This window comes from Streptomyces sp. NPDC001852 (assembly GCF_042891825.1).
Lineage (GTDB): Bacteria > Actinomycetota > Actinomycetes > Streptomycetales > Streptomycetaceae > Streptomyces.
In genome coordinates, this window is record NZ_JBIATN010000038.1 from 43,570 (window position 1) to 66,675 (window position 23,106).

18 protein-coding genes are annotated in these 23,106 nt (G+C 70.6%); 13 read left to right on the top strand and 5 right to left on the bottom strand.

What is annotated here, in order from left to right:
• The first annotated feature begins 10 nt into the window (after positions 1-10).
• Entirely contained in the window at positions 11-1,744 is a 1,734-nt protein-coding gene (locus ACFYZB_RS40930; RefSeq protein WP_388766992.1) for a glycoside hydrolase family 6 protein, read from the top strand.
• Between the two features lie 28 nt (positions 1,745-1,772).
• On the opposite strand, the gene ACFYZB_RS40935 is transcribed toward ACFYZB_RS40930, so the two are convergent.
• The gene (locus ACFYZB_RS40935) at positions 1,773-2,537 is read right to left on the bottom strand and encodes a phytanoyl-CoA dioxygenase family protein (RefSeq protein ID WP_388766993.1); all 765 of its coding nucleotides are present in this window, start codon (positions 2,535-2,537) and stop codon (positions 1,773-1,775) included.
• Between the two features lie 144 nt (positions 2,538-2,681).
• Between ACFYZB_RS40935 and ACFYZB_RS40940 the strand changes: the two genes are divergently transcribed.
• On the top strand, positions 2,682-3,596 hold the full coding sequence (locus ACFYZB_RS40940; RefSeq protein ID WP_388766994.1) for a class I SAM-dependent methyltransferase: 915 nt from the start codon (positions 2,682-2,684) through the stop codon (positions 3,594-3,596).
• Between the two features lie 126 nt (positions 3,597-3,722).
• Positions 3,723-4,424 (top strand): SDR family oxidoreductase, encoded by a 702-nt coding sequence (locus ACFYZB_RS40945; protein WP_388766995.1) that lies wholly within the window; start codon positions 3,723-3,725, stop codon positions 4,422-4,424.
• A gap of 13 nt (positions 4,425-4,437) precedes the next feature.
• Here the strand turns inward: ACFYZB_RS40945 and ACFYZB_RS40950 are convergent, their stop codons facing one another.
• Entirely contained in the window at positions 4,438-5,145 is a 708-nt protein-coding gene (locus ACFYZB_RS40950; protein ID WP_351212042.1) for a glycoside hydrolase family 75 protein, read from the bottom strand.
• A 210-nt stretch (positions 5,146-5,355) separates the two neighbouring features.
• Between ACFYZB_RS40950 and ACFYZB_RS40955 the strand changes: the two genes are divergently transcribed.
• Positions 5,356-5,967 carry a hypothetical protein gene (locus tag ACFYZB_RS40955; protein ID WP_388766996.1) on the top strand — a complete coding sequence of 204 codons (612 nt, stop codon included), beginning with the start codon at positions 5,356-5,358 and terminating at the stop codon, positions 5,965-5,967.
• Between the two features lie 373 nt (positions 5,968-6,340).
• On the opposite strand, the gene ACFYZB_RS40960 is transcribed toward ACFYZB_RS40955, so the two are convergent.
• Positions 6,341-7,177 (bottom strand): aldo/keto reductase, encoded by an 837-nt coding sequence (locus ACFYZB_RS40960; RefSeq protein ID WP_388766997.1) that lies wholly within the window; start codon positions 7,175-7,177, stop codon positions 6,341-6,343.
• A gap of 328 nt (positions 7,178-7,505) precedes the next feature.
• Here ACFYZB_RS40960 and pqqA point away from each other — a divergent pair, with 328 nt between their 5' ends.
• Genes pqqA through ACFYZB_RS41005 form a run of 9 tightly spaced genes read left to right on the top strand, consistent with a single transcriptional unit; the run spans position 7,506 to position 19,399 of the window.
• Positions 7,506-7,673 (top strand): pyrroloquinoline quinone precursor peptide PqqA, encoded by a 168-nt coding sequence (gene pqqA, locus ACFYZB_RS40965; RefSeq protein ID WP_388766998.1) that lies wholly within the window; start codon positions 7,506-7,508, stop codon positions 7,671-7,673.
• Complete coding sequence (pqqC, locus tag ACFYZB_RS40970) at positions 7,670-8,386, top strand: pyrroloquinoline-quinone synthase PqqC (protein WP_388766999.1); 717 nt, start codon at positions 7,670-7,672, stop codon at positions 8,384-8,386. The genes pqqA and pqqC overlap by 4 nt, the downstream gene beginning before the upstream one ends.
• A 56-nt stretch (positions 8,387-8,442) precedes the next feature.
• Positions 8,443-8,730, top strand: a complete 288-nt coding sequence (gene pqqD, locus ACFYZB_RS40975) for a pyrroloquinoline quinone biosynthesis peptide chaperone PqqD (protein ID WP_388767000.1) — start codon at positions 8,443-8,445, stop codon at positions 8,728-8,730.
• On the top strand, positions 8,727-9,827 hold the full coding sequence (gene pqqE / locus ACFYZB_RS40980) for a pyrroloquinoline quinone biosynthesis protein PqqE (protein WP_388767001.1): 1,101 nt from the start codon (positions 8,727-8,729) through the stop codon (positions 9,825-9,827). Before pqqD ends, pqqE begins: the two co-directional genes overlap by 4 nt.
• Positions 9,824-11,059 (top strand): glycoside hydrolase family 105 protein, encoded by a 1,236-nt coding sequence (locus ACFYZB_RS40985; RefSeq protein WP_388767002.1) that lies wholly within the window; start codon positions 9,824-9,826, stop codon positions 11,057-11,059. Before pqqE ends, ACFYZB_RS40985 begins: the two co-directional genes overlap by 4 nt.
• Complete coding sequence (locus tag ACFYZB_RS40990; RefSeq protein WP_388767003.1) at positions 11,056-11,841, top strand: Tat pathway signal sequence domain protein; 786 nt, start codon at positions 11,056-11,058, stop codon at positions 11,839-11,841. Before ACFYZB_RS40985 ends, ACFYZB_RS40990 begins: the two co-directional genes overlap by 4 nt.
• A 13-nt stretch (positions 11,842-11,854) precedes the next feature.
• Positions 11,855-15,100, top strand: coding sequence for a glycosyl hydrolase family 28 protein (locus tag ACFYZB_RS40995; RefSeq protein ID WP_388767004.1), 3,246 nt, complete (start codon positions 11,855-11,857; stop codon positions 15,098-15,100).
• Positions 15,097-17,346, top strand: coding sequence for an alpha-galactosidase (locus tag ACFYZB_RS41000; RefSeq protein WP_388767005.1), 2,250 nt, complete (start codon positions 15,097-15,099; stop codon positions 17,344-17,346). The genes ACFYZB_RS40995 and ACFYZB_RS41000 overlap by 4 nt, the downstream gene beginning before the upstream one ends.
• Positions 17,347-17,368: 22 nt before the next feature.
• Positions 17,369-19,399: a PQQ-dependent sugar dehydrogenase gene (locus ACFYZB_RS41005; protein ID WP_388767006.1), complete on the top strand. Its 2,031-nt coding sequence runs from the start codon at positions 17,369-17,371 to the stop codon at positions 19,397-19,399.
• Positions 19,400-19,415: 16 nt separating this feature from the next.
• Here ACFYZB_RS41005 and ACFYZB_RS41010 read toward each other — a convergent pair whose 3' ends face one another.
• Both ACFYZB_RS41010 and ACFYZB_RS41015 read right to left on the bottom strand, forming a co-directional pair.
• Positions 19,416-21,242, bottom strand: coding sequence for an AMP-dependent synthetase/ligase (locus ACFYZB_RS41010; protein ID WP_388767007.1), 1,827 nt, complete (start codon positions 21,240-21,242; stop codon positions 19,416-19,418).
• Positions 21,243-21,590: 348 nt separating this feature from the next.
• Positions 21,591-23,078 carry an MFS transporter gene (locus tag ACFYZB_RS41015; protein WP_388767008.1) on the bottom strand — a complete coding sequence of 496 codons (1,488 nt, stop codon included), beginning with the start codon at positions 23,076-23,078 and terminating at the stop codon, positions 21,591-21,593.
• Between the last annotated feature and the right edge of the window lie 28 nt (positions 23,079-23,106).

The window sequence follows — 23,106 nt, forward strand, 5'->3', positions numbered from 1 at the left end:
ACCCGCACTCATGAGTCGTACCAGAACCTCGCCGCTCGCTGCCCTGGCGCTGGTCGCCGGGACCTCCGGGACGGCGCTGCTCGCGGCACCGGCCGGCGCCGCCACCGCCGCCATCCCCTGCACCGTCGCCTACACCGTGCAGAACCAGTGGGACACCGGCTTCACCGCCGCCGTCACCGTCACCAACAACGCAACCGCCAAGTCGAGTTGGTCGGTGAAGTGGTCGTACTCCGGCAACCAGAAGGTCACCAGCGGCTGGAACGCGCAGATCGGCCAGAGCGGCGGTGACGTCACCGCGTCCAACGCGAGCTACAACGGCTCGCTCGCGACGGGCGGTTCGGTCAGCTTCGGCTTCAACGCCTCCTACAGCGGCACCAACGCCGTGCCCACCACGTTCACCCTCGACGGCGTCACCTGCAACGTCGACGACGGTGGCGGATCCGGCGGCGGGGGCACGGGCGGCGGGGGCACGGGCGGCGGCAGCACCGGCGGCCGGGTCGACAACCCCTACGCCGGTGCCAAGGTCTATGTGAACCCCGAATGGTCCGCCGAGGCCGCCGCCGAACCGGGCGGCAGCCGTGTCTCCAACCAGCCCACGGCCGTCTGGCTCGACCGGATCGCCACGATCAACGGCGTGGGCGGCGGCATGGGGCTGCGCGACCACCTGAACGCGGCCCTGAAGCAGAAGGGCTCCGGCGACCTGGTCGTCCAGCTGGTCATCTACGACCTCCCCGGACGCGACTGCGCCGCCCTCGCCTCCAACGGCGAACTCGGCCCCGACGACATCGCCACGTACAAGACGGACTACATCGACCCGATCGCCTCGATCCTCTCCGACCCGGCCTACGCGTCCCTGCGGATCGCCACCGTCATCGAGCCCGACTCGCTGCCCAACCTGGTCACCAACGCCGGCGGCACCAACACCAGCACGGACGCCTGCGTGACCATGAAGAACAACGGCAACTACGAGAAGGGCGTCTCCTACGCCCTGTCCAGGCTCGGTGCGATCCCCAACGTCTACAACTACGTGGACGCCGGCCACCACGGCTGGCTGGGCTGGGACACCAACCTCGGCCCGGCGGTGCAGGAGTTCTACAAGGTCGCCACGACGAACGGCGCGAGCGTCAACGACGTGGCCGGGTTCATCGTCAACACCGCCAACTACAGCGCGACCAAGGAGCCCTACTTCAAGGTCTCCGACACCGTGGGCGGCACCACCGTGCGCCAGTCCACGTGGGTGGGCTGGAACCAGTACGTGGACGAGCAGTCGTACGCCCTCGCCCTGCGGGACAAGCTGGTCGCGGCCGGGTTCGACTCAGGGCTCGGGATGCTGATCGACACCTCCCGCAACGGCTGGGGCGGCACCGCCCGGCCGACCGGTCCCGGCCCGCTGACCTCCGTGGACGACTATGTCAACGGAGGCCGCCTCGACCGGCGCATCCACGTCGGCAACTGGTGCAACCAGAGCGGTGCCGGCCTCGGCGAACGGCCGACGGCGGCCCCGGCCGCCGGCATCGACGCCTATGTGTGGGCCAAGCCGCCGGGGGAGTCCGACGGCTCCAGCACCGCCATCGCCAACGGCGAGGGCAAGGGCTTCGACCGGATGTGCGACCCGACGTACGGCGGCAACGCCCGCAACGGCAACAACCCGACCGGCGCCCTGCCCGGCGCGCCGCTGGCCGGGCACTGGTTCTCGGCCCAGTTCCAGCAGCTGATGCAGAACGCGTATCCGCCGCTGTCCTGACCCGGTGAGCTCCGCCGGGGTCCGGACCCTACAGGCCCAGACCCCGGCGGATCGCGCTCTCCACCGGTGAGTACGCGCCGTCCGCCCGCTCCAGCTCGTACGGCACCGCGGGGTACAGCGGCGGCTGCGCCATGAAACGCGGCCGGGTGCCGTGGTGCGGCTGGGCCGCGTGCACCAGGAACGGATGGCAGAGGTAGACGTCGCCGGGACGGCCGGTGGCGTACGCGAGCGGGCGGTGGTCGGTGGCCTCGACCAGCTCCGGGGCGATCTCCAGGATGGACGCCCCCGCCTCGCCGTACGGCTCCAGCAGCGGCGGCACGTCCAGGTGCGAACCGACCCTGATCCGCGTCGGGGCGTCGGCCTCGGTGACCTCGCTGAACAGGAACAGCATCAGCAGCGCGCGGTCCCGTGAGCGCAGGTTGGCGTGGTACCAGGTGGCGCCTTGCGGCAGATAACTGCCTTCTATGTGCCAGCCGGCGTCGTCCGGTTCCTTGGCGTGCGGGAAGCGGAGCGGGAAACCGCCCAGCGAATGGCGCGGCGCCCACCGGCCCCCGCCGACGAGCAGATCGAACGCCTCATGCAGGAGAGGGGAGTTGACGGCTGTGTCGAAAGGTTCCTGGGCCATGTCCCCGAGTCGCACCACGGGGGCCTTCCAGGTGCCGCGGTCGTCCGGATCGTAACCGGTTTCCCGCCACAGCAGCCGGGCGCAGTCCTCGGCGACAGCAGCGGGGACCGCGCCGTCGAGCTTCACAAAACCGTCGGTGAGGAACCGCCGCACCAGTTCGTCGTCCACGGTGGTCCATGCTGGGGCCGCGGCCGCACGGGCGCACCTGATTTTCCGCCGCGCCTTGCACGTTTTTGCGGCATCGGCAACGAAAGTGGCATCTCCTCGTGCGCCGTCGCACGCTGGCCGCATCCGAGCGAGAGGCTGATCGACATGGCACACGACCACCAGGCCCACCACGGGCACCCCACTCAGCACGGTCACACCCACGGTGACACCCACGGCGGCGACGTCGACTGGGCGGCGCTGGCCGCGCTGCTGGAGGCGGAGGCCGAGGTGTGTGCCCCGGCGTACGCGCGCGCCTTGGCCTGGCTGGGCAAGGAGGTGACCGAGCCCGGGCTGATCGTGGACGCGGGCAGCGGGCCCGGGGTGATCGCCTGCCTGATGGCGGAGACGTTCCCCGGGGCGCGAGTGGTCGCCGCCGACGCCTCCGAACCGCTCCTGGAGCGCGCCCGCGCCCGCGCGGCCCGCCAGGGCTTCACCGACCGCTTCGACACCCTCGCCGGTGAACTCCCCGAATCCCTGGCGAAGTTGGAGTACCCGGCGGACCTGCTGTGGGCCAGCCGCAGCCTGCACCACCTCGGCGACCAGAAGGCCGCGCTCGCCGCGTTCGGCGCCCGGCTGGCCGTCGGCGGCACCCTGGCCATCCTGGAGGGCGGACTGTCCGCCCGCTACCTGCCCCGCGACCTCGGCTTCGGCCGCCCCGGGCTGCAGGCCCGCCTCGATGTGCTCCAGGAGGCCCGCTTCGCGCGGATGCGCGCCGAGTTGCCCGGCGCGGTCGCCGAGACCGAGGACTGGTCCGCCCTGCTGACCGCGGCCGGCCTGAAGCACACGGGCACCCGCAGTTTCCTCCTCGACATCCCCGCCCCCGTGCCGGACCGGGTGCGCGCCTTCGTCGTCGGTGTGCTGAGCCGCACCCGGGACATCCACGCCGACGCCCTGGACGCCGAGGACCGCGCCACCCTCGACCGCCTCCTCGACCCCGCCGATCCCCGCAGCGTGCACCACCGCCCCGACGTCTTCGTCCTGGCGGCCCACACGGTGCACCGGGCCGTGCGGCCGGCCTGACCGACGGCGCCCCCCCCCAGGCGGCCGCTGCACATACGCTCCCGCCGTACCCGCGACGGCACTTGACTTCGAGAGCGCTCCAGGTGATGGACTCCCGTTCTCACCGACACACAGGGGGAACCCCACATGAACGACTCTCCGGTCGCACTCATCACCGGCGGCGCCACCGGCATCGGCGCCGCCGTCGCCCGGCAGTTGCTGGCCGCCGGTCACCGGGTGACCGTCACCGGCCGTACGGAGGCCCGGCTGCGGGACTTCGCCGACGGGCTCGGGAATCCGGAGGAACTGCTGACGGTCGCCGGTAATGCGTCGGCATTCGACGATGTACAGGATGCGGTCGACCGTACGCTGAAGGCATACGGCCGACTGGACACGGTCGTCGCCAACGCCGGCTTCGCCACGCACGACACCGTCGCCGAGGGCGACCCGGCCGGCTGGACCGAGATGGTGCTCACCAACGTCCTCGGCCCGGCCCTGCTCGTCCGGGCCTCCGTCGAGGCGCTGAAGGAGTCCCGCGGCCGGATCGTCCTCATCGGCAGCGTCGCCGGGTTCGTGAACACCCCGGGCAACATCTACGGCGCCACCAAGTGGGCGGTCACCGGGCTCGCCGAGAACACCCGGCGGCAGGTCACGGAGTTCGGGATCGGCGTGACGCTGGTCGCCCCCGGCCGGGTGGAGACCCCGTTCTGGGACGGGCTCGGCAGCCTGCCGCCGGGCCACCTGCTGACCGCGGACCAGATCGCCGACTCGGTGGTCTGGGCGATCGGGCAGCCGGCCGGGGTCGACGTCAACACCGTGGTCGTACGTCCGCTGGGCCAGCCCAACTGACGTACTGGGCCGGTCAGTTGTTGGCCAGGAACTGCTTGGCCAGCTGGTCCCCGAGCGAGACCGCGGCGCTGTGGCTCTCGATGGGGGAGACCCTGGAGTTCTTGAACAGGATGTAGGTCACGCCCGAGTCGGCGCCGCCCGTCTTCGGGTCCGGGTCGATGCCGAGCGCCTTCGCGGTGGCGTACGACGCCTCGCCGATGATCTTCGTGGGGCCGGTGTCGCCGACGACGGCGTACTCCACCTTGTTGTTGTAGATGACCGCGACCACGCCGCCGCCCTTGATGCCGGCGCTGGAGTAGTTCCAGATGCTGCTGGAGCTGGGGACGACGATGTACGGGAGCGATTCCGCCTTCAGCGGCTTGCCGTCGGACTGGTGGAAGGCGGTGTCGTTCTGGTACCAGGGGTCGCGGTTCTCGTTGCAGTTGGTGGTGCGCTGGCCGTCGCAGTCGATGTCCATGTCGGCTTTCCAGAACACCGCGCCGTTCTTGCCGCACACGGGGACCGTGGCCGACGTCTCGTCGTCGGTCTTGTACTTGCCGTTCGATATCTGTGAGCAGGACTTCACCTTGGCGAGCAGATCGGCCGCGCTGACCGAGCCCTCCTGGGCGGAGGCGGGAGCGGTCCGCGCCGCCGGGCCGGCGGACGCGTGCGCGGGCAGCACTCCGGCGGCCAGCAGGGCGGCCCCGGAGGCCGCGGCAAGGGTCAGGGTTCGAAGGCGCACGGTGGGGCCCTTCTGTTAGGAAAGTTTCCTTACCGAGTGGCGTACACCGTGGACCCGTGTACATGTCCGCGTCAACCCTCCGGTTGCGGGCTCCCGAAAGCTGTGCGTATTGCGGTGATTTGAGACCGTGGCAAAACTGTAGGAGACCACTTTTCCGGATATGTCGGCCGCGTTGGTCGGCAGGGGGCACCGCTCCGGGAGGCGACGCGCATGTTCGTACGCACGGTGTACGCGACCGGTGATCCGGCGCGGCTGGGCACGGCCGTAGGGGCCCTGAACACGCGAGGGCACGACCTGCTGGAGGAGCGGCCCGGCTATCGGGGCGCGGGCGTCTTCGTCGACCGTGACCTCGGCAAACTGCTCACGGTCAGCTGGTGGGAGTCCGCGGAGGCGCGCCGCAACAGCGACGAGGTGATGAGCGTACGGCGGCCGGAGCTGCTGCAGCCCTTCGCCGGGACCGTCGCGGTCGAGAACTACGAGGCCGCCATCTTCCACCGCGCGCGCCGGCCCGTCACCGGCGGCGGGCTGCGGGTCACCAGGCTCGAGTTCGACCCGGCCGACGCGGACCTCGCCGCCGACACCTTCCACACCGGCGCGCTGCCCCGGCTGGAGGTCCTGCCCGGATTCGCCGGCGCGGCCCTCTTCCTGGACCGCGAACGCGGCCGCGGCATGGCGGGCGTACTCTTCGCCGACCGCGCGTCCCTCACCGCGTCCCGGGCCGGAGCCGCGGCGATCCGGCGCGAAGGCGCGGCAAAGGCACACTCCACCGTCGTCGCCCTGGAGGAGTTCGAGGTCGTCCACGCGGACGTACGGGGGGACTGAGCGCCTGCGGCTGACCTGCGCCGGCTCGGGTCATGCGGCGGCTCGGGTCATGCAGCGGTGCGCGCCCCCGTGCCGGGTCATCGGTGGTCGCCCCTCGGCGCCCTGAGTCCGCTCCGGCACACAGGCCCACCCACGTCCATCCCCGGTGCCCGCCCGGCCGCGCGACCGTGTGGTGCGACGGGTGGTGCGGGCGTACGGCCCGGTGCCGGCTGTGGCCCGTACGGTCCGAGGCGCCGCGGGTCAGGCGCATGGCGCGCCGGTTGACCACCCTCACATCGCATACGGCCGCCCGTCCCGCCGTGCGGACGGGACGCGCGGCCGTGTGGTGCGCGGTTGGTGCCGGCCGTGCAGCCCAGGCCGGCGACGAGGGGTGTCAGCCCATGTCGAAGGTGGCCGGGTCGGGGCCCAGGCGCCGGTCCTCGTTGAGCGCGCTGATCGCCGCGAGGTCCTCGTCGTCCAGGCTGAAGTCGAAGACCTCGATGTTCTCCCTGATCCGGGACGGCGTCACCGACTTCGGGATCACGATGTTGCCGAGCTGGACGTGCCAGCGCAGCACGACCTGGGCCGGGGTGCGACCGTGCTTCTGCGCGATGGCGACGATCGCCGGGACCTCCAGCAGGCCCTTGCCCTGGCCGAGCGGCGACCAGGCCTCGGTCGCGATGCCCTGCTCGGCGTGGAACTCGCGGGCGGCGCGCTGCTGCAGATGCGGGTGCAGCTCGATCTGGTTGACCGCCGGGATGACGGAGGTCTCGGAGATCAGCCGCTCGAGGTGCTCGGGAAGGAAGTTGGACACGCCGATGGCGCGGACCCGGCCGTCGGCCAGCAGCTTCTCGAAGGCCTTGTAGGTGTCGGTGTACGTGCCGCGGGCCGGCAGCGGCCAGTGGATCAGGTACAGGTCGAGGTAGTCGAGCCCCAGCTTCCGCAGCGACGCGTCGAAGGCGCGCAGTGTGGCGTCGTACCCCTGGTCGCTGTTCCAGAGCTTGGTGGTGACGAAGATGTCCTCGCGGGGCAGGCCGGAGGCGGCGACGGCCTTGCCGGTGCCCTCTTCGTTGCCGTATATGGCCGCGGTGTCGATGCTGCGGTACCCGGCCTCCAGCGCCGTGGCGACGGTCCGCTCGGCCTCGTCGTCCGGCACCTGCCACACGCCGTAGCCCAGCTGGGGCATCTCGACGCCGTTGTTCAGGATGATCGGGGGGACCTTGCTGCTCACGAGCCTGTTGATCCTTCGGTAGTCGACAGGTGGTACTCCCATCGTCAACGATCACGCGCCGCAATGCATTCCTGACGGCACGATCTGGCAGAACTGACCGGTCATTCAGCCCCTGCTCCCGGAGATTGGCCGGAAACGCATCCGACGTTTCCGGTCCGGACCATTGACCGGAGCGCTCCGTCCCGCAACTCTGTATCGAGCCGCTGGACATGTCGCTGAATCCAGTGCATGCATGTGAACCGTCGGCCCGGCCCCCTGACCACGGCCGCGTCTTCCCTCCGGCGCCCTTCTGAGACTCCCCCACCCTCAGGAAAGCGAGTACGCACGCATGAGCGAGAGCCTTCGCCCGTCTGCCCTGACGCACCACTCCGCTCCGGATACATCGGATGAAAAGGTCTGGAAAAGCCCTGGTTACCACATCGTGGAGACCGCGCTGGAGGTGACCGCCTACGCGCTCGCCGACCGCCGTCCGCCCGAGCCGCCCCCGGCCGCATGACCGCGGCGCCACCGGAAGCCGACGGCCGCGCCGCCTGGCCCGCCGCCGAGTTCACCGAGCGGCTGCGCGCGGTCACCGCGACGCGCTACCACGACCGGCACCCCTTCAACCGGCGGATGCACCGCGGCGAACTGACCCCCGCCGAACTGCGCCGCTGGATCGCGGCCCGCTTTCACTACCAGCGGCACATTCCCGTCAAGGACGCGTTGATCCTCGCGAAGCTCGAACGGCCGGAGGAGCGCCGCGCCTGGCTGCGCCGCATCCACGACCAGGACGGTACCGACGACACGGGGGGCGGTATCGAGCGCTGGCTGCGGCTCGGCGAGGCGGCCGGCCTCGCCCGCGAGGAGCTGTGGGACACCGTCCGGGTACCGCCCGGGGTGCGGTTCGCGGTGGAGGGGTACGTCACCTTCTGCGGGCGCCGCCCGGTGCTGGACGCCGTCGCCGCCTCCCTGACCGAACTGTCCGCCCCGGACCTGATGCGCACCCGCATCGCCGCCTTCGAACGCCACTACCCGTGGATCGACCCGGCCGGCCTCGCCTACTTCCGTACCCGTGTCACCCAGGGCGCCCGGGACGCCGAGCAGGCCCTCGCCCTGGTCCTCGCCCGGGCCCGTACCCACGAGGAGCAGCAACGGGCCGTCCAGGCACTGGAGTTCAAGTGCGAGGTGCTGTGGGCCCTGCTGGACGCGGTGGACCGGGGCGACGCATGACGTCGACATCGACATCAACATCGACATCGACATCGACCACGGTGACGTCGACGGTCATGCCGACAGCAGTGTCGCCGGACCCGCCCGCCACGTCATGGCGCCCCGTCCTCGCCCGTGGTGTGGTGCTGCGGCGCGATCCGGTGCGGGACGCCGACCTGTTGGTGCTGCCGGAGCGGGTGGTGGTGCTCGACGGGAGCGCGGGCGCTGTGCTCCGGCTGTGCGACGGCGTCCGGGACCTGGATGCCGTCGTCGCCGAGCTGGCCGTACGCCACCCCGCCGCGCCCGTCGCCGCCGAAGTCCCGGAGTTTCTGGACCGGTTACGAAAGGAGGGCTGGCTGAGATGACCGTACCTCCCGCACCCCCCGCTCCCCCTTGGGCCCTGCTCGCCGAGCTCACCCACGCGTGCCCGCTGCGCTGCGGCTACTGCTCCAACCCCGTCGAACTGGTCGGTCGGTCAGCGGAGTTGTCCACGGAGCAGTGGTCGGAGGCCTTCCGGCAGGCCGGTGCCCTCGGTGTCGTCCACACCCATCTGTCCGGCGGCGAGCCGCTGCTGCGGCGCGACCTGCCCGACCTGGTGGCCGCCGCCGACGGCGCGGGCCTGTACACCCAGCTCGTCACCAGCGGGGTGGGCCTCGGCGAGCGCCGGCTGGACGAGCTGACCGGCGCCGGGCTGCGCAGTGTGCAGCTGTCGGTGCAGCACACCGACCGAGCCACCGCCGAACGCATCGCGGGAGCACGGTCGTTCACCGCGAAGGAACGCGCCGCCCGGCTGGTCCGCGAGGCCGGACTGCCCCTCGGGCTGAACGCCGTCCTGCACCGCGGCAACCTGGACGACCTCGACGGCCTGATCCGGCTCGCCCTCGACTGGGGTGCCGACCGGATCGAGCTGGCGAACACCCAGTACCACGGCTGGGCGGCCCGCAACCGCGCCGCGCTGCTGCCCTCACGCGGCCAGGTCGACCGCGCCCGTGCCCGAGTGGCTCACTGGCGTGAACGACTGGGCGACGCACTGGAGTTGGTGTGGGTGGCCCCCGACCTGGTGGACGCCACCGCGAAACCCTGCATGGGCGGCTGGGGTGCCCTCTCGCTCACCGTCGCCCCGGACGGCACGGTGCTGCCGTGCCCGGCCGCCGGAACCCTGCCCGGCCTGGACCCGCCGAACGTGACACACCGCGAACTGGCCTGGATCTGGCGGGAGTCGAGGGCCTTCAACGCCTTCCGGGGCGAGACCTGGATGCCCGAACCGTGCCGCGGCTGCGCCCTGCGCACGGTCGACCACGGCGGCTGCCGCTGCCAGGCATACGCCCTGACCGGCGACGCCACCCGCACCGACCCCGCCTGCCGACACGCCCCGGACCGCCCTCTGGTCGACGCCCTGGTCCACGGCGCGGCCGGTACCGCACATCCACCCGCGTACGTCCACCGAGAAGGAGGACCATGAGACGCCGACGCCGGCGGGCCGCACTGACCGCGGTCACGCTCGCCACCGCCGCCCTGACCGCGCTGCCCGCCACCGCACCCCCGGCGAGCGCCGCCCCCGCACCCCCGGCGAGCGCCGCCCCCGCACCCTCCGCGCCGACCCCCGCGTCCCGTCCCGCCGCCGCCCGCGACTGGTCCACGGACGTCGTGGACTCCACCATGGCGCGCTACACACCGGCCACCATCGGCGGCTGGTCGTACCCCGTGGGTCTGTATCTCTACGGCCAGTACCTCGTGTACCGGCGCACCCACGACCCCCGCCTGCTCGCCTACATCAAGGCCTACGTCGACCGGTTCGTGCACCGCGACGGCACGATCGACCAGACCTTCGACAGCCTCGACAGCATGCAGGCGGGCCGGCTGCTGGTGATCCTGCACCACGAGACCGGCCAGGACCGCTACGGCAGGGCCGCAAGGAAGATCCGCGACCGCCTGGACAGCTATCCGCGCACCTCCGACGGCGGCTTCTGGCACGCCGACACCAGCAGCCGGGCGCACCAACTGTGGGCGGACGGCGCCTACATGGTGAACCCGTTCCTGGTCGAGTACGGCAGGGAGTTCGGCGACAGCGCGTACACGAACAGCGAGGCCGCCAAGCAGGTGGCCGTCTACGGCGGTCATCTCCAGGTGGCGAACGGCCTGTTGCGGCACGCCTACGACGAGTCGAGGTCGGCGAGCTGGGCCGACCCGGCCACCGGGCTCGCCCCGGAGCACTGGTGCCGTGCCGTCGGCTGGTACGCCATGGCGCTGGTGAACGTCCTCGACGCGATCCCCGCCGACCAGCCCCGGCGTCCCCAACTGCTCAGCATCCTGCGGACGTTGGCCTCCTCCCTGGAGAAGTACCAGGACCCGGCGTCCGGGCGCTGGTTCCAGGTGATGGACAAGGGGTCCCGGCCGGACAACTGGACCGAGACCTCCTGCTCCAGCATGTTCGCCTACGCCCTGTCCCGCGGTGTCCAACAGGGCTATCTGGACCCGCACTTCGACGCGATCGCCCGGCGCGGTCGCCAGGGTGTGCTGGCCCGGTTGTCGATCGGCACGGACGGCCGTACGAACCTGGCCGACATCTCCGTCGGCACCAACGTCGGCGACTACGCGTACTACGTCGGCCGCACCCGGGCGACCAACGACTTCCACGGCCTCGGGGCCTTTCTGATCATGAACGAGCAACTGCGAGGTGATCAAGTGTCATGAGCACATCCAGAAGGGCTGTGCTGGGTGCCGCGCTCGGCGGCGCCGCGGCAGCCGCGACCGGCCTGCCCGCCGCCGAGGCCCACGCCGCCTCCTGGCAGCTGAAGTGGTCGCCGTCGGCGCGCACCGACAGGCTCGGCGCCTTCGAGACCGTCGAGGACGACCGCGCGCACTCCCACCCGGCCGGCCATCCGCACATCTTCGCCACCGGCGACAACTGGCGCTTCAACATGCACACGGTCGACCGGGACACCTCCACCGACCGCCAGCGCCAAGAGGTCACCGGCCTGCGCACCGGCGCCGACAGCTATCTGAAGTGGACCGAGGGCCAGACCTGGCGGCTCACGTACTCGATGTACATCCCCAGCACCCTGAAGGGGACGACCACCTTCACCCACATCATGCAGATGAAACAGCCCGGCGCCGGCACCTCCCCGATCGTCGTGCAGTCGCTGCGGCGGGTGAACGGTACGCAGACCATCGAACTCCGGCTCGCCGTGGACGACATCCTCGTCGGCAGCACCGGCCTCGATCCCCTGCACGACACATGGACCGACGTCGACTTCCAGATCAAGGTCGGCAACGGCCAGGCCGGCTCCGTCCGCTGGATCCTCAAGAGCGGCTCCACCACCGTCGTCGACACGTCCAGATCCGGTGTCGACACCTTCCTCGCCGACCGAGTGCGCCCCAAGTGGGGCATCTACCGCTCCCTCGGCGACACCTCCGGTTCCCTGCAGGACACCTACCTGCTGCTCACCAACCTCCGCGGCTACCAACTCGCCTGAAGGAGCCGTCCTCGTGAAACCCCGCATCGCCGACCCGAGACGGGCGGCGGCGATCGTCCTGTGCGTCCTCGCCGTCGTCCTCGGCCTCGCCCACCCCGCCGCCCTCGCCGCCCCGCACCCCGCCACGCCCCGTCCGGCCACCGTTTACGACGTGCGCGACTACGGCGCCAAGGGCGACGGCTCCACCAACGACACCCCCGCCGTCGACAAGGCCATCACCGCCGCCAACGCAGCCGGCGGCGGGACGGTCCGCTTCCCGGCCGGCACCTACAGGTCCGGCAACACCATCCACATGAAGAGCCATGTGACGCTCCAGGTCGACAAGGGCGCCACCCTGCAGGGCTCCTCCTCCGGCACCTACGACCCGCCCGAGTCCAATCCGAACGACAAGTACCAGGACTACGGGCACAGCCACTTCCACGACGCGATGATCTACGGCGACCGGCTGACCGACATCGGTTTCACCGGCGGCGGGGTCATCGACGGCGCCGGAAACCTGATCACCGGCAACCCGAAGTCCGGCCAGGCCGACAAGATCCTCTCGCTGACCCGCTGCGACGGGCTCCGGCTCGGCGACGGTCTCACCCTGCGCCGCGGCGGCCACTTCGCCGCCCTGATCAACGGCTGCACGAACGTCGTCTCCGACGGCCTGACCATAGACACCGCGAGCGACCGCGACGGCTGGAACGTCATCTCCACCACGAACGTCACGATCACCAACGCGCACATCGCCGCCAACGACGACGCCCTGGTCTTCAAGAGCGACTACGCCCTCGGCGCCAAGCTCCCCAACGGCCATGTGCGCGTGAGCGATTCGGTGCTGTCGGCGCGCTGCTGCAACGCCCTGATGTTCGGCTCCGAGACCTGCGGCGACTTCTCCGACTACCAGTTCGAGAAGATCCGTATCGAGGGCGCCGGCAAGTCCGGGCTCGGCATGGTCTCCATGGACGGCGCGAGCATCTCCGACGTCCACTACCGCGACATCACCATGACGAACGTGCACTCGCCGATCATGGAGAAGATCGGAACGCGGAAGCGGTGCGGCAACAGTCCGGGCGTCGGCTCGATCAGCAACGTCACCTACGACAACATCACGGCCACCGGCAACAGCCCGTCCTTCAGCCCGACCCTGTGGGGCGAGGACAGCCACCGCATCAGCGATGTCAGCTTCAACCATGTCGACATCACGGTCCCGGGCGGCAACGGCACCATGTCCACCGGCGTGCCGGGCAACGACCCGAAGGACTACAACCCCAAGAGCATCGGCACCCGGCCGGCGTACGGCTGGTACCTGCACGATGCCGACGGCGTCACCTTCACCGACAGCTCCGTGAGGTTCGCGGCGGACGACGGCCGCCCCGCCCTCATCGCCAACGCGGTGAGCGGCGTCCGGTTGACCCGGTTCACCGCGCAGAAGGGCGGCCACTCGCCGCACGACCTCGGTTTCCAGTCCGTCACCGGCTACTGCGTCAGTGACAGCCACACCACCAACGGCGGCGCCCTCCGCGTCTCGGCCACCGGATCGAGCCAGAACTGCGCCGCCCCAGTCCGCCCGCGCGACGTCGAGAACCCCCGGCAGGCCTTCCTCCGCGCCTCCGTCGGCGGCCTCTTCCTGCACTGGGGCCTGCGCACCGCCCCCGCGCACACCAGTTGCAGTGCCTGGGAGAAGGACGTCACCAGCGGTGGCTGGACGCCGGACTACTGGGTGAACGAGGCGCGGAAACTGCATACGCAGTACATCGTGCTGGCGACCTTCCACAGCCGGCTCGGCTACGCCCGGCCCTGGCCGTCGAAGATCCCCGGCTCCTGCTCGACCGAGCGGGACTTCCTCGGTGAGCTGATCAACGCGGCCAAGGCCAAGGGCATGAAGGTCATCCTCTACATGACCGACGACCCCCAGTGGCACGACGAGGGCGGCCACGAGTGGCTCGACTCGGCCGCCTACTCCGCCTACAAGGGCAGGAACATCGACCTCACCACCCGCGACGGCTTCGGTCAGTTCTCGTACGACAACTTCTTCGAGGTCATGGACCGCTACCCGGACCTCGGCGGCTTCTGGATCGACAACGACAACGCGTACTGGGAGAGCCACAACCTCTACGCGCAGATCTATCAGAAGCGTCCGAACTACACGCTCAGCAACAACAACGAAGACACGCCGATCATGGACATGATCAGCAATGAGCAGAAGACGGGGATGACGCCCGCCTACGACTACCCGCAGGCGATCTACACCGCCCAACCCCGCCTGACGGAGGCCGACTTCAAGCTGCCGTCGACCGGCGCCTGGTGGTACGACGGCACGAACCCGACCGTCGACAGGATGCTCACGCTCGGCCGGCTGATCACCAACGTGGGCTCCTCGGTGAAGGCGCTCATGGCGGAGACCGCCCAGGTCAACGGGAAGTTCCCGGCCAACCAGGCGGACTTCAACACCTTCGCGAACTCCTACCTCGACAGGATCTGGGAGTCCCTGCACGGCACCGAGGGCGGCGGCTACATGTACGGCGGCCTCAAGCCCGGCTTCTGGAACGACGGCGCCCACGGCGTCACCACCATCGCCAAGGACGACCCGAACCGGCAGTACGTCCACGTCCTGACCCCGCCGAGGACCTCGACCCTGCGCATCCGTGACAACGGCTACCGCATCGCCTCGGTCACCAACCTCCGCACCGGAGCGCCGGTTTCCTGGTCGCAGTCCGGCGGCGCCCTCACCCTCACCGGCCTCGGCGACTGGGACCCGTACGACACCGTCTTCAAGGTGATCACCGCGGGGCGCCAGGGCATCGCGACCGGAGTCAGCGTCACCGCGAGCACGTCCGCGAGCGGCCACCCCGGCTCCGCCGCCGGCGACGGTGACTACCTCACCTACTGGGACAACGACAAGACGCTCCCGGTGAACCTCACCTTGGACCTCGCAGCGGCGAAGAAGGTCCAGTACATCGGGCTCAACCAGCGTGAGGACTCCGTCGCCTACGCCCGCTCCGCCACCGAGCAGTCCGCACGGATCAAGGACTACAAGGTCTACCTCAGCGACGACGGCAGGAACTGGGGCAGCCCGGTGAAGACCGGTCAGCTGCCCAGCGCGCGCGGGATCCAGGTCATCGACCTGCCCGCCGCCACGGCCCGCTACGTCCGCCTGGAGATCGACTCCACCTGGGCCGCCTCCAGCGACACCGCCCGCTACCAGCGGCTGCGCATCGACGAGGCCTGGATCGGCACCTCCTACGCCACACCCGCACCGAAGGGACGTCCATGACCCGGCTCAGAACCCTCACGACGGCGACGGCCGGCCTGCTCGTCGCCGCCGCGGTGCCCCTCGCCGGTGCCGCCTCTCCCGCGGTCGCCTCCGACAACGGCCAGTCCCTGCGGCCCGCCATGGGCTGGAGCAGCTGGAGCTTCGTACGCCGGCAGCCGACCGAGGCGAAGATCGAGGCCCAGGCCGACGCGCTGGCGTCGAGCGGCCTGAAGGACCACGGTTTCGTGCAGGTCAACCTGGACGACTTCTGGCAGAAGTGCGACGCGAACGGTTTCACGGTCGACTCGTACGGGCGCTGGGCCGTGGACACCGCCAAGTTCCCCGACGGCATCAAGGCTCTCGCCGACCACATCCACGCCAAGGGCCTGAAGTTCGGCTTCTACGTCACCCCGGGCATCGCGAGGAACGCCGTCCTGAGGAACACCCCGATCGAGGGCACGCCCTACCACGCCAAGGACATCGCGGACACCTCGAAGACGGAGAAGAACTACAACTGCAGGAACATGTACGCCATCGACTACTCCCGGCCCGGCGCCCAGGAGTTCGTCGACTCCTGGGCCCGGCAGTTCGCCTCGTGGGGCGTCGACTACCTCAAGATCGACGGCGTGGGCAGCCAGGACGTCCCCGACGTACGGGCCTGGGACAAGGCCCTGCGGGCCACCGGCCGGCCCCTCACCTTCGCCCTGTCCAACAACCTCCCCCTCGACCACGCCGCCACCTGGCGCGCGCTCGCCAACAGCTGGCGCACCCAGGGCGACGTCGAGTGCTACTGCGGGCCCGGCCCCGATGGAAGCGGTTACCCGCTCACGAACTGGTCGCACGTCTCCACCCGTTTCGACTCGGCCGCCGCCTGGCAGCCGTACGCCGGGCCCGGCGGCTGGAACGACCTGGACTCCGTGGAGATCGGCAACGGCGACCGGGCGGGACTCACCGCCGACCAGCGCCGCTCCCAGTTCACCCTGTGGTCGATGGCGGCGGCACCGCTGCTGCTGGGCACGGACCTGACCCACCTCGACCCGGTCGACAAGGCGATGCTGACCAACGACCGGCTGATCGGCGTGGACCAGGACGGGGTCGCGGCGAAACGCATCGTGAACAGCGGTGTCAGCCAGGTCTGGAGCAAGCGGGAGAGCAACGGCGACTACCTGGTGGCCCTGTTCAACACCGGGACCTCCGGCAGTGCCACGGTCACTGTGAACTGGTCCCAGGTCGGTTTCACCGGCTCCGGTGACGTCACCGATCTGTGGTCCGGCTCCCACAGGGGCACGGTCACCGGCTCCTACAGCGCGACCCTCCGCCCCGGCGAGACCCGGCTCGTCCGGGTCAGGCCCACCGCCTCCGCCACGGCACTCGCGGCGTCCCCCGGCCTGGCCGTCGCCCCGTACGAGTACCTGGGCTGGGGCGATCCGCCGGACCCGACCCAGGTGATGTCGGCGACCGGAGTCAAGTGGTTCACCCTCGCCTTCGTCCTGTCCGACGGCAGCTGCAACCCCAAGTGGGACGGCACCCGGCCGCTGACCGGCGGCAGCGACCAGGCCGCGATAGACCGTATTCGGTCCGCGGGCGGCGACGTGATCGTCTCCGTCGGCGGCTGGAGCGGCGCCAAGCTGGGGGAGAGGTGCTCCAGTGCCTCCGCACTGGCCGGCGCCTACCAGAAGGTGATCAACGCGTACAGGCTGAAGGCGCTGGACATCGACATCGAGAACACCGAGTGGTCGAACGCCACCGTCCGCCAACGTGTCGTGGACGCCCTGAAGACCGTGAAGGCCAACAACCCCGGTCTGAAGACGGTCATCACCTTCGGCACCACCACATCCGGCCCCGACGCCACCGGCGTCGACATGATCCAGCGGGCGGCCAGGTCCGGGCTGTCGAACGACGTCTGGTGCGTCATGCCGTTCGACTTCGGCGGCGGCACCACGAACATGGGCACCCTGACGACGCAGGCCATGGAGGGTCTCAAGGCCCGGGTCAAGGCGGCCTACGGCTATGACGACGCCACCGCCTACGCCCACATCGGCCTGTCGTCGATGAACGGGAAGACCGACGACTCCGGTGAGCGCGTCCGCGTCGCCGACTTCCGGACCATGCTCGCCTACGCCCGGCAGCACCACATCGCGCGCCTCACCTACTGGTCCGCCAACCGCGACCGCCCCTGCGGCTCCGGCACCGACGGCGACTCCTGCAGCGGTGTGCCACAGCAGCCGTACGACTACCTCAAGGTCTTCACCCAGTACACGGGCTGAGGGGAAACAAGGGGAAATACCCATGCATCTGAAGAGAGTTCTGCCGTACGGGCTCGCCGCGGCCCTCGCACTGCCCCTGGCCGGCCTCAGCCAGGGCACCGCCCTCGCCGCCACCGACTACCAGGCCGAGGACGCCCTGATCTCCCAGGGCACCGTCGCCGTCAACCACACCGGGTTCACGGGCACCGGATTCGTCGACTACACCAACGTCAAGGGCTCCTACGTGGAGTTCACGGTCAGCGCGGCCTCCGCCGGTCCCGCCTCGGTCACCCTGCGGTACGCCAACGGCACCGCAGCCGACCGGCCGATGGACCTCTCCGTCAACGGCACCGTCGTCGCGCCCGCCGTCTCCTTCCCGGCCACGGCGGACTGGAACACCTGGGCCGCCAAGTCCGTCACCGTCACCCTGAAGGCGGGCAGCAACAAGATCCGGGCCACGGCCACCTCGGCGAACGGCGGCCCCAACCTCGACCGCATGAGCCTCGGCACACCGTCCGACACCCAGGCCCCCACCCGCCCCGGGCAGCCCTCCTGTTCGGACATCGGTGAGGACCGTCTGACCCTGTCCTGGGGCGCGTCGACCGACGACGTCGGCGTCGCGGCGTACGACCTCTACGAGCACGGCAACAAGATCGGCGAGGCGCCGGGGGACACGACCTCGAAGACGCTGACCGGGCTCGCCCCGAACACCACCTACGACCTCACGGTCATCGCCCGCGACGGGGCCGGCAACGCCTCGCCCGCCAGCCCGGTCGTCGACTGCACCACCAGGCCCAGCTCCGACACCACACCGCCGACCGTACCCGGTACATTGCACACGGCCGACATCACATCGAACACGGTCGACCTCACCTGGGGCGCCTCGACCGACGACCGCGGCGTCACCGCCTACGACGTGCGCAGCGACACCACCGTCTACCAGACCGTCACCAGCGGCACGTCCACCACCCTCACCGGGCTCGCCTGCGACAGCCCGTACAGCCTGAACGTCGTCGCCCGTGACGCCGCCGGCAATGTCTCCGCACCGAGCAACACGGTCACCTTCACCACCAGGGCCTGCGCCACCGACGGCGGTGTCCCGTCGTCCATCGCCACCCTCTCCACGGGCTGGACCATCCCCTGGGGCACCTACTGGATGCCCGACGGCCAGTCCGCACTGGTCACCGAGCGGGACGACTTCCGGGTGTGGAAGCTGACCAAGAACGGCACGAAGACACAGGTGGGAACCGTCCCCAACGCCGTCACGACCAACGGCGAGGGCGGCCTGCTCGGTGTCGCCGTCGACCCCGGGTGGGAGTCCGACCACTACGTCTACTTCATGCACACCGCCGCGGAGGGCAACCGGGTCGTCCGCATGACCTACGACGGCACGAAACTCAGCGACTACAAGGTGCTGCTCCAGGGCATCAAGAAGAACCGCTACCACAACGGCGGCCGCCTCGCCTTCGGCCCCGACGGCTACCTGTACGTCTCCACCGGCGAGGCCCAGCAGCCCGATCTCGCGCAGGACAAGAACTCCCTCAACGGCAAGATCCTGCGCATGACGACCGACGGCAGGCCGGCCCCCGGCAACCCCTTCGGCAACTACGTCTACTCCTACGGCCACCGCAACCCGCAGGGCCTCGCCTTCGACCGCAACGGCAGGCTCTGGGAGGCGGAGTTCGGCAACAGCTCCAAGGACGAACTCAACCTCATCAAGCCCGGCGCCGACTACGGCTGGCCCACCTGCGAGGGCAGCTGCGACGTCGCCGGCATGACCAACCCCAAGGCCACCTGGAACGTCTCCGAGGCCTCGCCGAGCGGCATCGCCGTCGTCCGCAACGTGATCTACATGGCGTCCCTGCGCGGCGAACGCCTGTGGCGCATCCCCATCAACGGCGACACCGAGAGCGTCGGCACTCCGAGCGCGTACTACGTCGGCACCTACGGCCGGCTGCGCACCGTGACCAAGGTGCCGGGCGCCGACCAGCTGTGGCTGTCCACCACCAACTGCGACAACAACGGAGGCGCCGCCGACGGGTCCGACAAGATCTTCAAGGTGACGATCAGTTGACGCCCCATCAGAAGAGTCACGTCCGGTAGAGCGCCTCGACCTCGTTGTCGTACGCCTTCTCGATCGCCTTCCGCTTCAGCTTCAACGACGGTGTGAGCAGGCCGTGTTCCTCGGTGAACGGCTGCGCCAGGATGCGGAAGGTGCGGATCGACTCGGCCTGGGAGACGAGGGTGTTGGCGGCGACCACCGCCCGCCGCACCTCCGTCTCCAGGTCCGGGTCGCGCACCAGCTCGGCCGGGGTCATCCGCGGCTTCCCGCGCATCTGCAGCCAGTGCTCGACGGCCTCCTGGTCGAGGGTGACCAGGGCGGCGATGTAGGGCCGGTCGTTGCCGACGACGATGCACTGGTTGACCAGCGGATGCTCGCGGACCCGCTCCTCCAGCACGCCGGGGGAGACGCTCTTGCCGCCGGAGGTCACCAGGATCTCCTTCTTGCGGCCGGTGATGGTCAGATAGCCGTCCTCGTCGAGCGAGCCGAGGTCGCCGGTGGCCAGCCAGCCCTCGTGCAGGGTCTGGTCGGTGGCCTTCGGGTTGTTGAGATAGCCCTGGAAAACGTTTCCGCCGTGCAGCCAGATCTCTCCGTCATCGGCGATGTGCACGGTCACGCCGGGGATGGCCTGGCCGACGGTGCCGTAGCGGGTGCGCTCGGGCGGGTTGGCGGTCGCCGCGGCCGTCGACTCGGTCAGGCCGTAGCCCTCGTAGATCTGCACGCCGGCGCCCGCGAAGAACAGGCCCAGCCGGCGGTCCATCGCCGAACCGCCGGACATCGCGTTGCGGATCCGGCCGCCCATCGCCGCGCGGACCTTGGAGTACACGAGCTTGTCGAAGAGCTGGTGCTGCATGCGCAGTCCCGCCGACGGGCCGGGTCCGGTGCCCCACGCCTTGGCCTCCACGGCGTCCGCGTACTTCACCGCGATGTCGACCGCCTTCTCGAACGGCCCGGATCTGCCTTCCTTCTCCGCCTTCCGGCGGGCCGCGTTGAACACCTTCTCGAAGATGTACGGCACCGCGAGGATGAAGGTCGGCCTGAAGGCCTGCAGGTCGGGCAGCAGGGCGGCGGCGTTCAGCTGGGGCTGGTGCCCGAAGCGGACCCGGCCGCGGATCGCGGCGACCTCCACCATCCGCCCGAAGACGTGCGCGAGCGGCAGGAACAGCAGGGTGGAGGCCTCGTCGTCCTTCTTGGTCTGGAACACCGGCTGCCAGCGCTCGATCATCGTGTCCGCCTCGTACATGAAGTTGGCGTGCGAGAGGACACAGCCCTTGGGGCGGCCGGTGGTGCCCGAGGTGTAGATGATCGTGGCGACGGAATCCGGGGTGACCGCCTGCCGGTGCCGGTGCACCAGCTCGTCGTCCAGATGCGCCCCGGCGTCGTACAGCTCCTGCACACAGCCGGAGTCCAGCTGCCACAGCTGGCGCAGCTGCGGGAGGCGGTCGATGACGGTGGCGATGGTCATCGCGTGGTCCTCGTGCTCGACGATCGCCGCGGACACCTCGGCGTCGTAGAGCATCCAGAAGCACTGCTCCGCCGAGGACGTGGGATAGACGGGGACCACCTGGGCGCCGATCGACCACAGGGCGAAGTCGAACAGGGTCCACTCGTAGCGGGTGCGGGACATGATCGCGACCCGGTCGCCGAAGCGGATGCCGCGCGCCAGGAGACCCTTGGCGAGCGCCAGGACCTCGTCGCGGAACTCGGCGGAGGTCACCTCGCGCCACTGCCCGGCGGTGTCCTTGCGGCCGAGGGCGATGTGTGTGGGGTCCGTCCGGGCATGCTCGAAGACCGCGTCGGCCAGACCGCCCACCGGCGGTGCCGACGTGAGCGGCGGGTTGGTGAACTCGCGCAATCCTCGCTCCCCGGTCCTCACTGCTTGGTCACGCCCGTGATACGCGGCACAGCGCGGTGAAAGCTACCCCACGCCGTCACCGGGCGGGAGGGGGTCGGAAACCGAGCAAACGTCACGTTTCCCCCGGGCGGGGACGGGAAAATACCCGCACATGGGGAAGGGTCGGACACGGTACTGACGGGTCAGTAAGTTCCGGTGCCGTAATCTCCACCGAATCTGTACGCGCCGATTACGGCGCACCTCGTACCAATCACCGCAAACCCGGCGCGGATCGGCCCGGCGGGCGTACCCCGGCGAGGGCGGCCCCGGAGCACTTCCCGGAGCCGCCCTCGCCGCCGCGCCCTGTGGTCAGCGGCGCACCGGCACCGCCTTCTCCGCCTCCGCCCCGGCCGTCCGCCGCTGCGCGGGCCGGTCCGCCCGCACGAGCAGCAGCACCAGCGCACCCGCGACCATGCCCGCGAGCCCCGCCGCCACCAGCGCGCCGTTCAGACCGGAGGCGAACGCGGCGCGCAGGGTGTGCTCCGGGAAGCCGCCGCGCAGCGCACCGGCTCCGCCGCCGGCCAGCGCGTGGGCCGCGCCGCCGGGCAGCGGGCCGGTCATCCGCGAGGTGAGCAGCGTGCCGAAGACGGCCACGCCGAGCGCGTACCCGAGTTGCCGGACGGTGTTCACCGCACCGCCCGCCATCCCGGCCCGCTCCGGCGGCACCGCGGCCAGCGCGGCTCCGGCCACCGTGGGTCCGACGAACCCGGTGCCGACGCCGACCAGCACGAACCCGGGCACCAGCGCCGTCCAGGAGGCCCCCGCGTCCAGGACGGCCTGGCACAGGTTGCCGGTGCCGATCAGCAGCAGGCCGCCGCCGATGGTGAGCCGTGGCGGCACTCCGTGCAGCAGCCGGCCCACCAGCACGGCGACGAGCATCGCCGCGACCGTCATCGGGAGCAGTGTGAGCCCGCCGCGCACCGGCGACATCCCCAGCAGCGTCTGCATCCAGATCGACAGGTACGGCGTCACGCCGAACGCCGCCCCGTTGAAGGCGAACGCCCCCAGCATCACCCCGACGAACGCGGGCCGCCGCAGCAGGGCCAGGTCCAGCAGCGGATGTGCGGTGCGCCGCTCCACCGCCACGAACAGCACCAGCGCCAGCGCCGCGCAGCCGAACGCCGTGAGCGCCCCCGGTGCCGTCCAGCCGTCCTCGCCGGCCCGTACCACCGCGTACGTCACCCCGCCCCCGAAGGCGGCGAACGCGGCCATGCCCGCCCAGTCCACCCGCATGCCCCGCGGTCCCCGGGACTCCGGCACCACTCGCAGCGTCAGCCACACCTCGACGACGCTCACCGGCAGGTTCACGAAGAAGATCCACCGCCAGCCGGGACCCTCGGTGAGCAGCCCGCCCAGCACCGGACCGACCGCCGCCGCCCCGCCGCTCACCGCGCCCCATACGCCGAGCGCCGCCGACCGCTGCCTGCCCTGGTAGACCGAGCCCAGCAACGGCAGCGTCGTCGCGAACATCGCGGCCGCGCCCACCCCTTGCAGCGCCCGCGCGGCCACCAGCACGGCCGGCCCCGTCGAGACCCCGCACAGCAGCGAGGACGCCGCGAACAGCACGACACCCGCCACATGCACCCGGCGGCGCCCGAGAATGTCGGCGGCGGCCCCCGCCCCGAGCAGCAGCGCGGCCAGCGCGAGCGCGTACCCGTCCACCACCCACTGCAGATCACCCAGCGACGCGTGCAGCGAAGCGGCCATGTCCGGCAGCGCCACCACCACGATCGTCACGTCCAGCAGCAACATGAACGTGCCCAGGCACACGGCCGTGAGCGTCCCCCAACTGCGCATGTCCTTCCACTCCCCGCAATTCCGTACG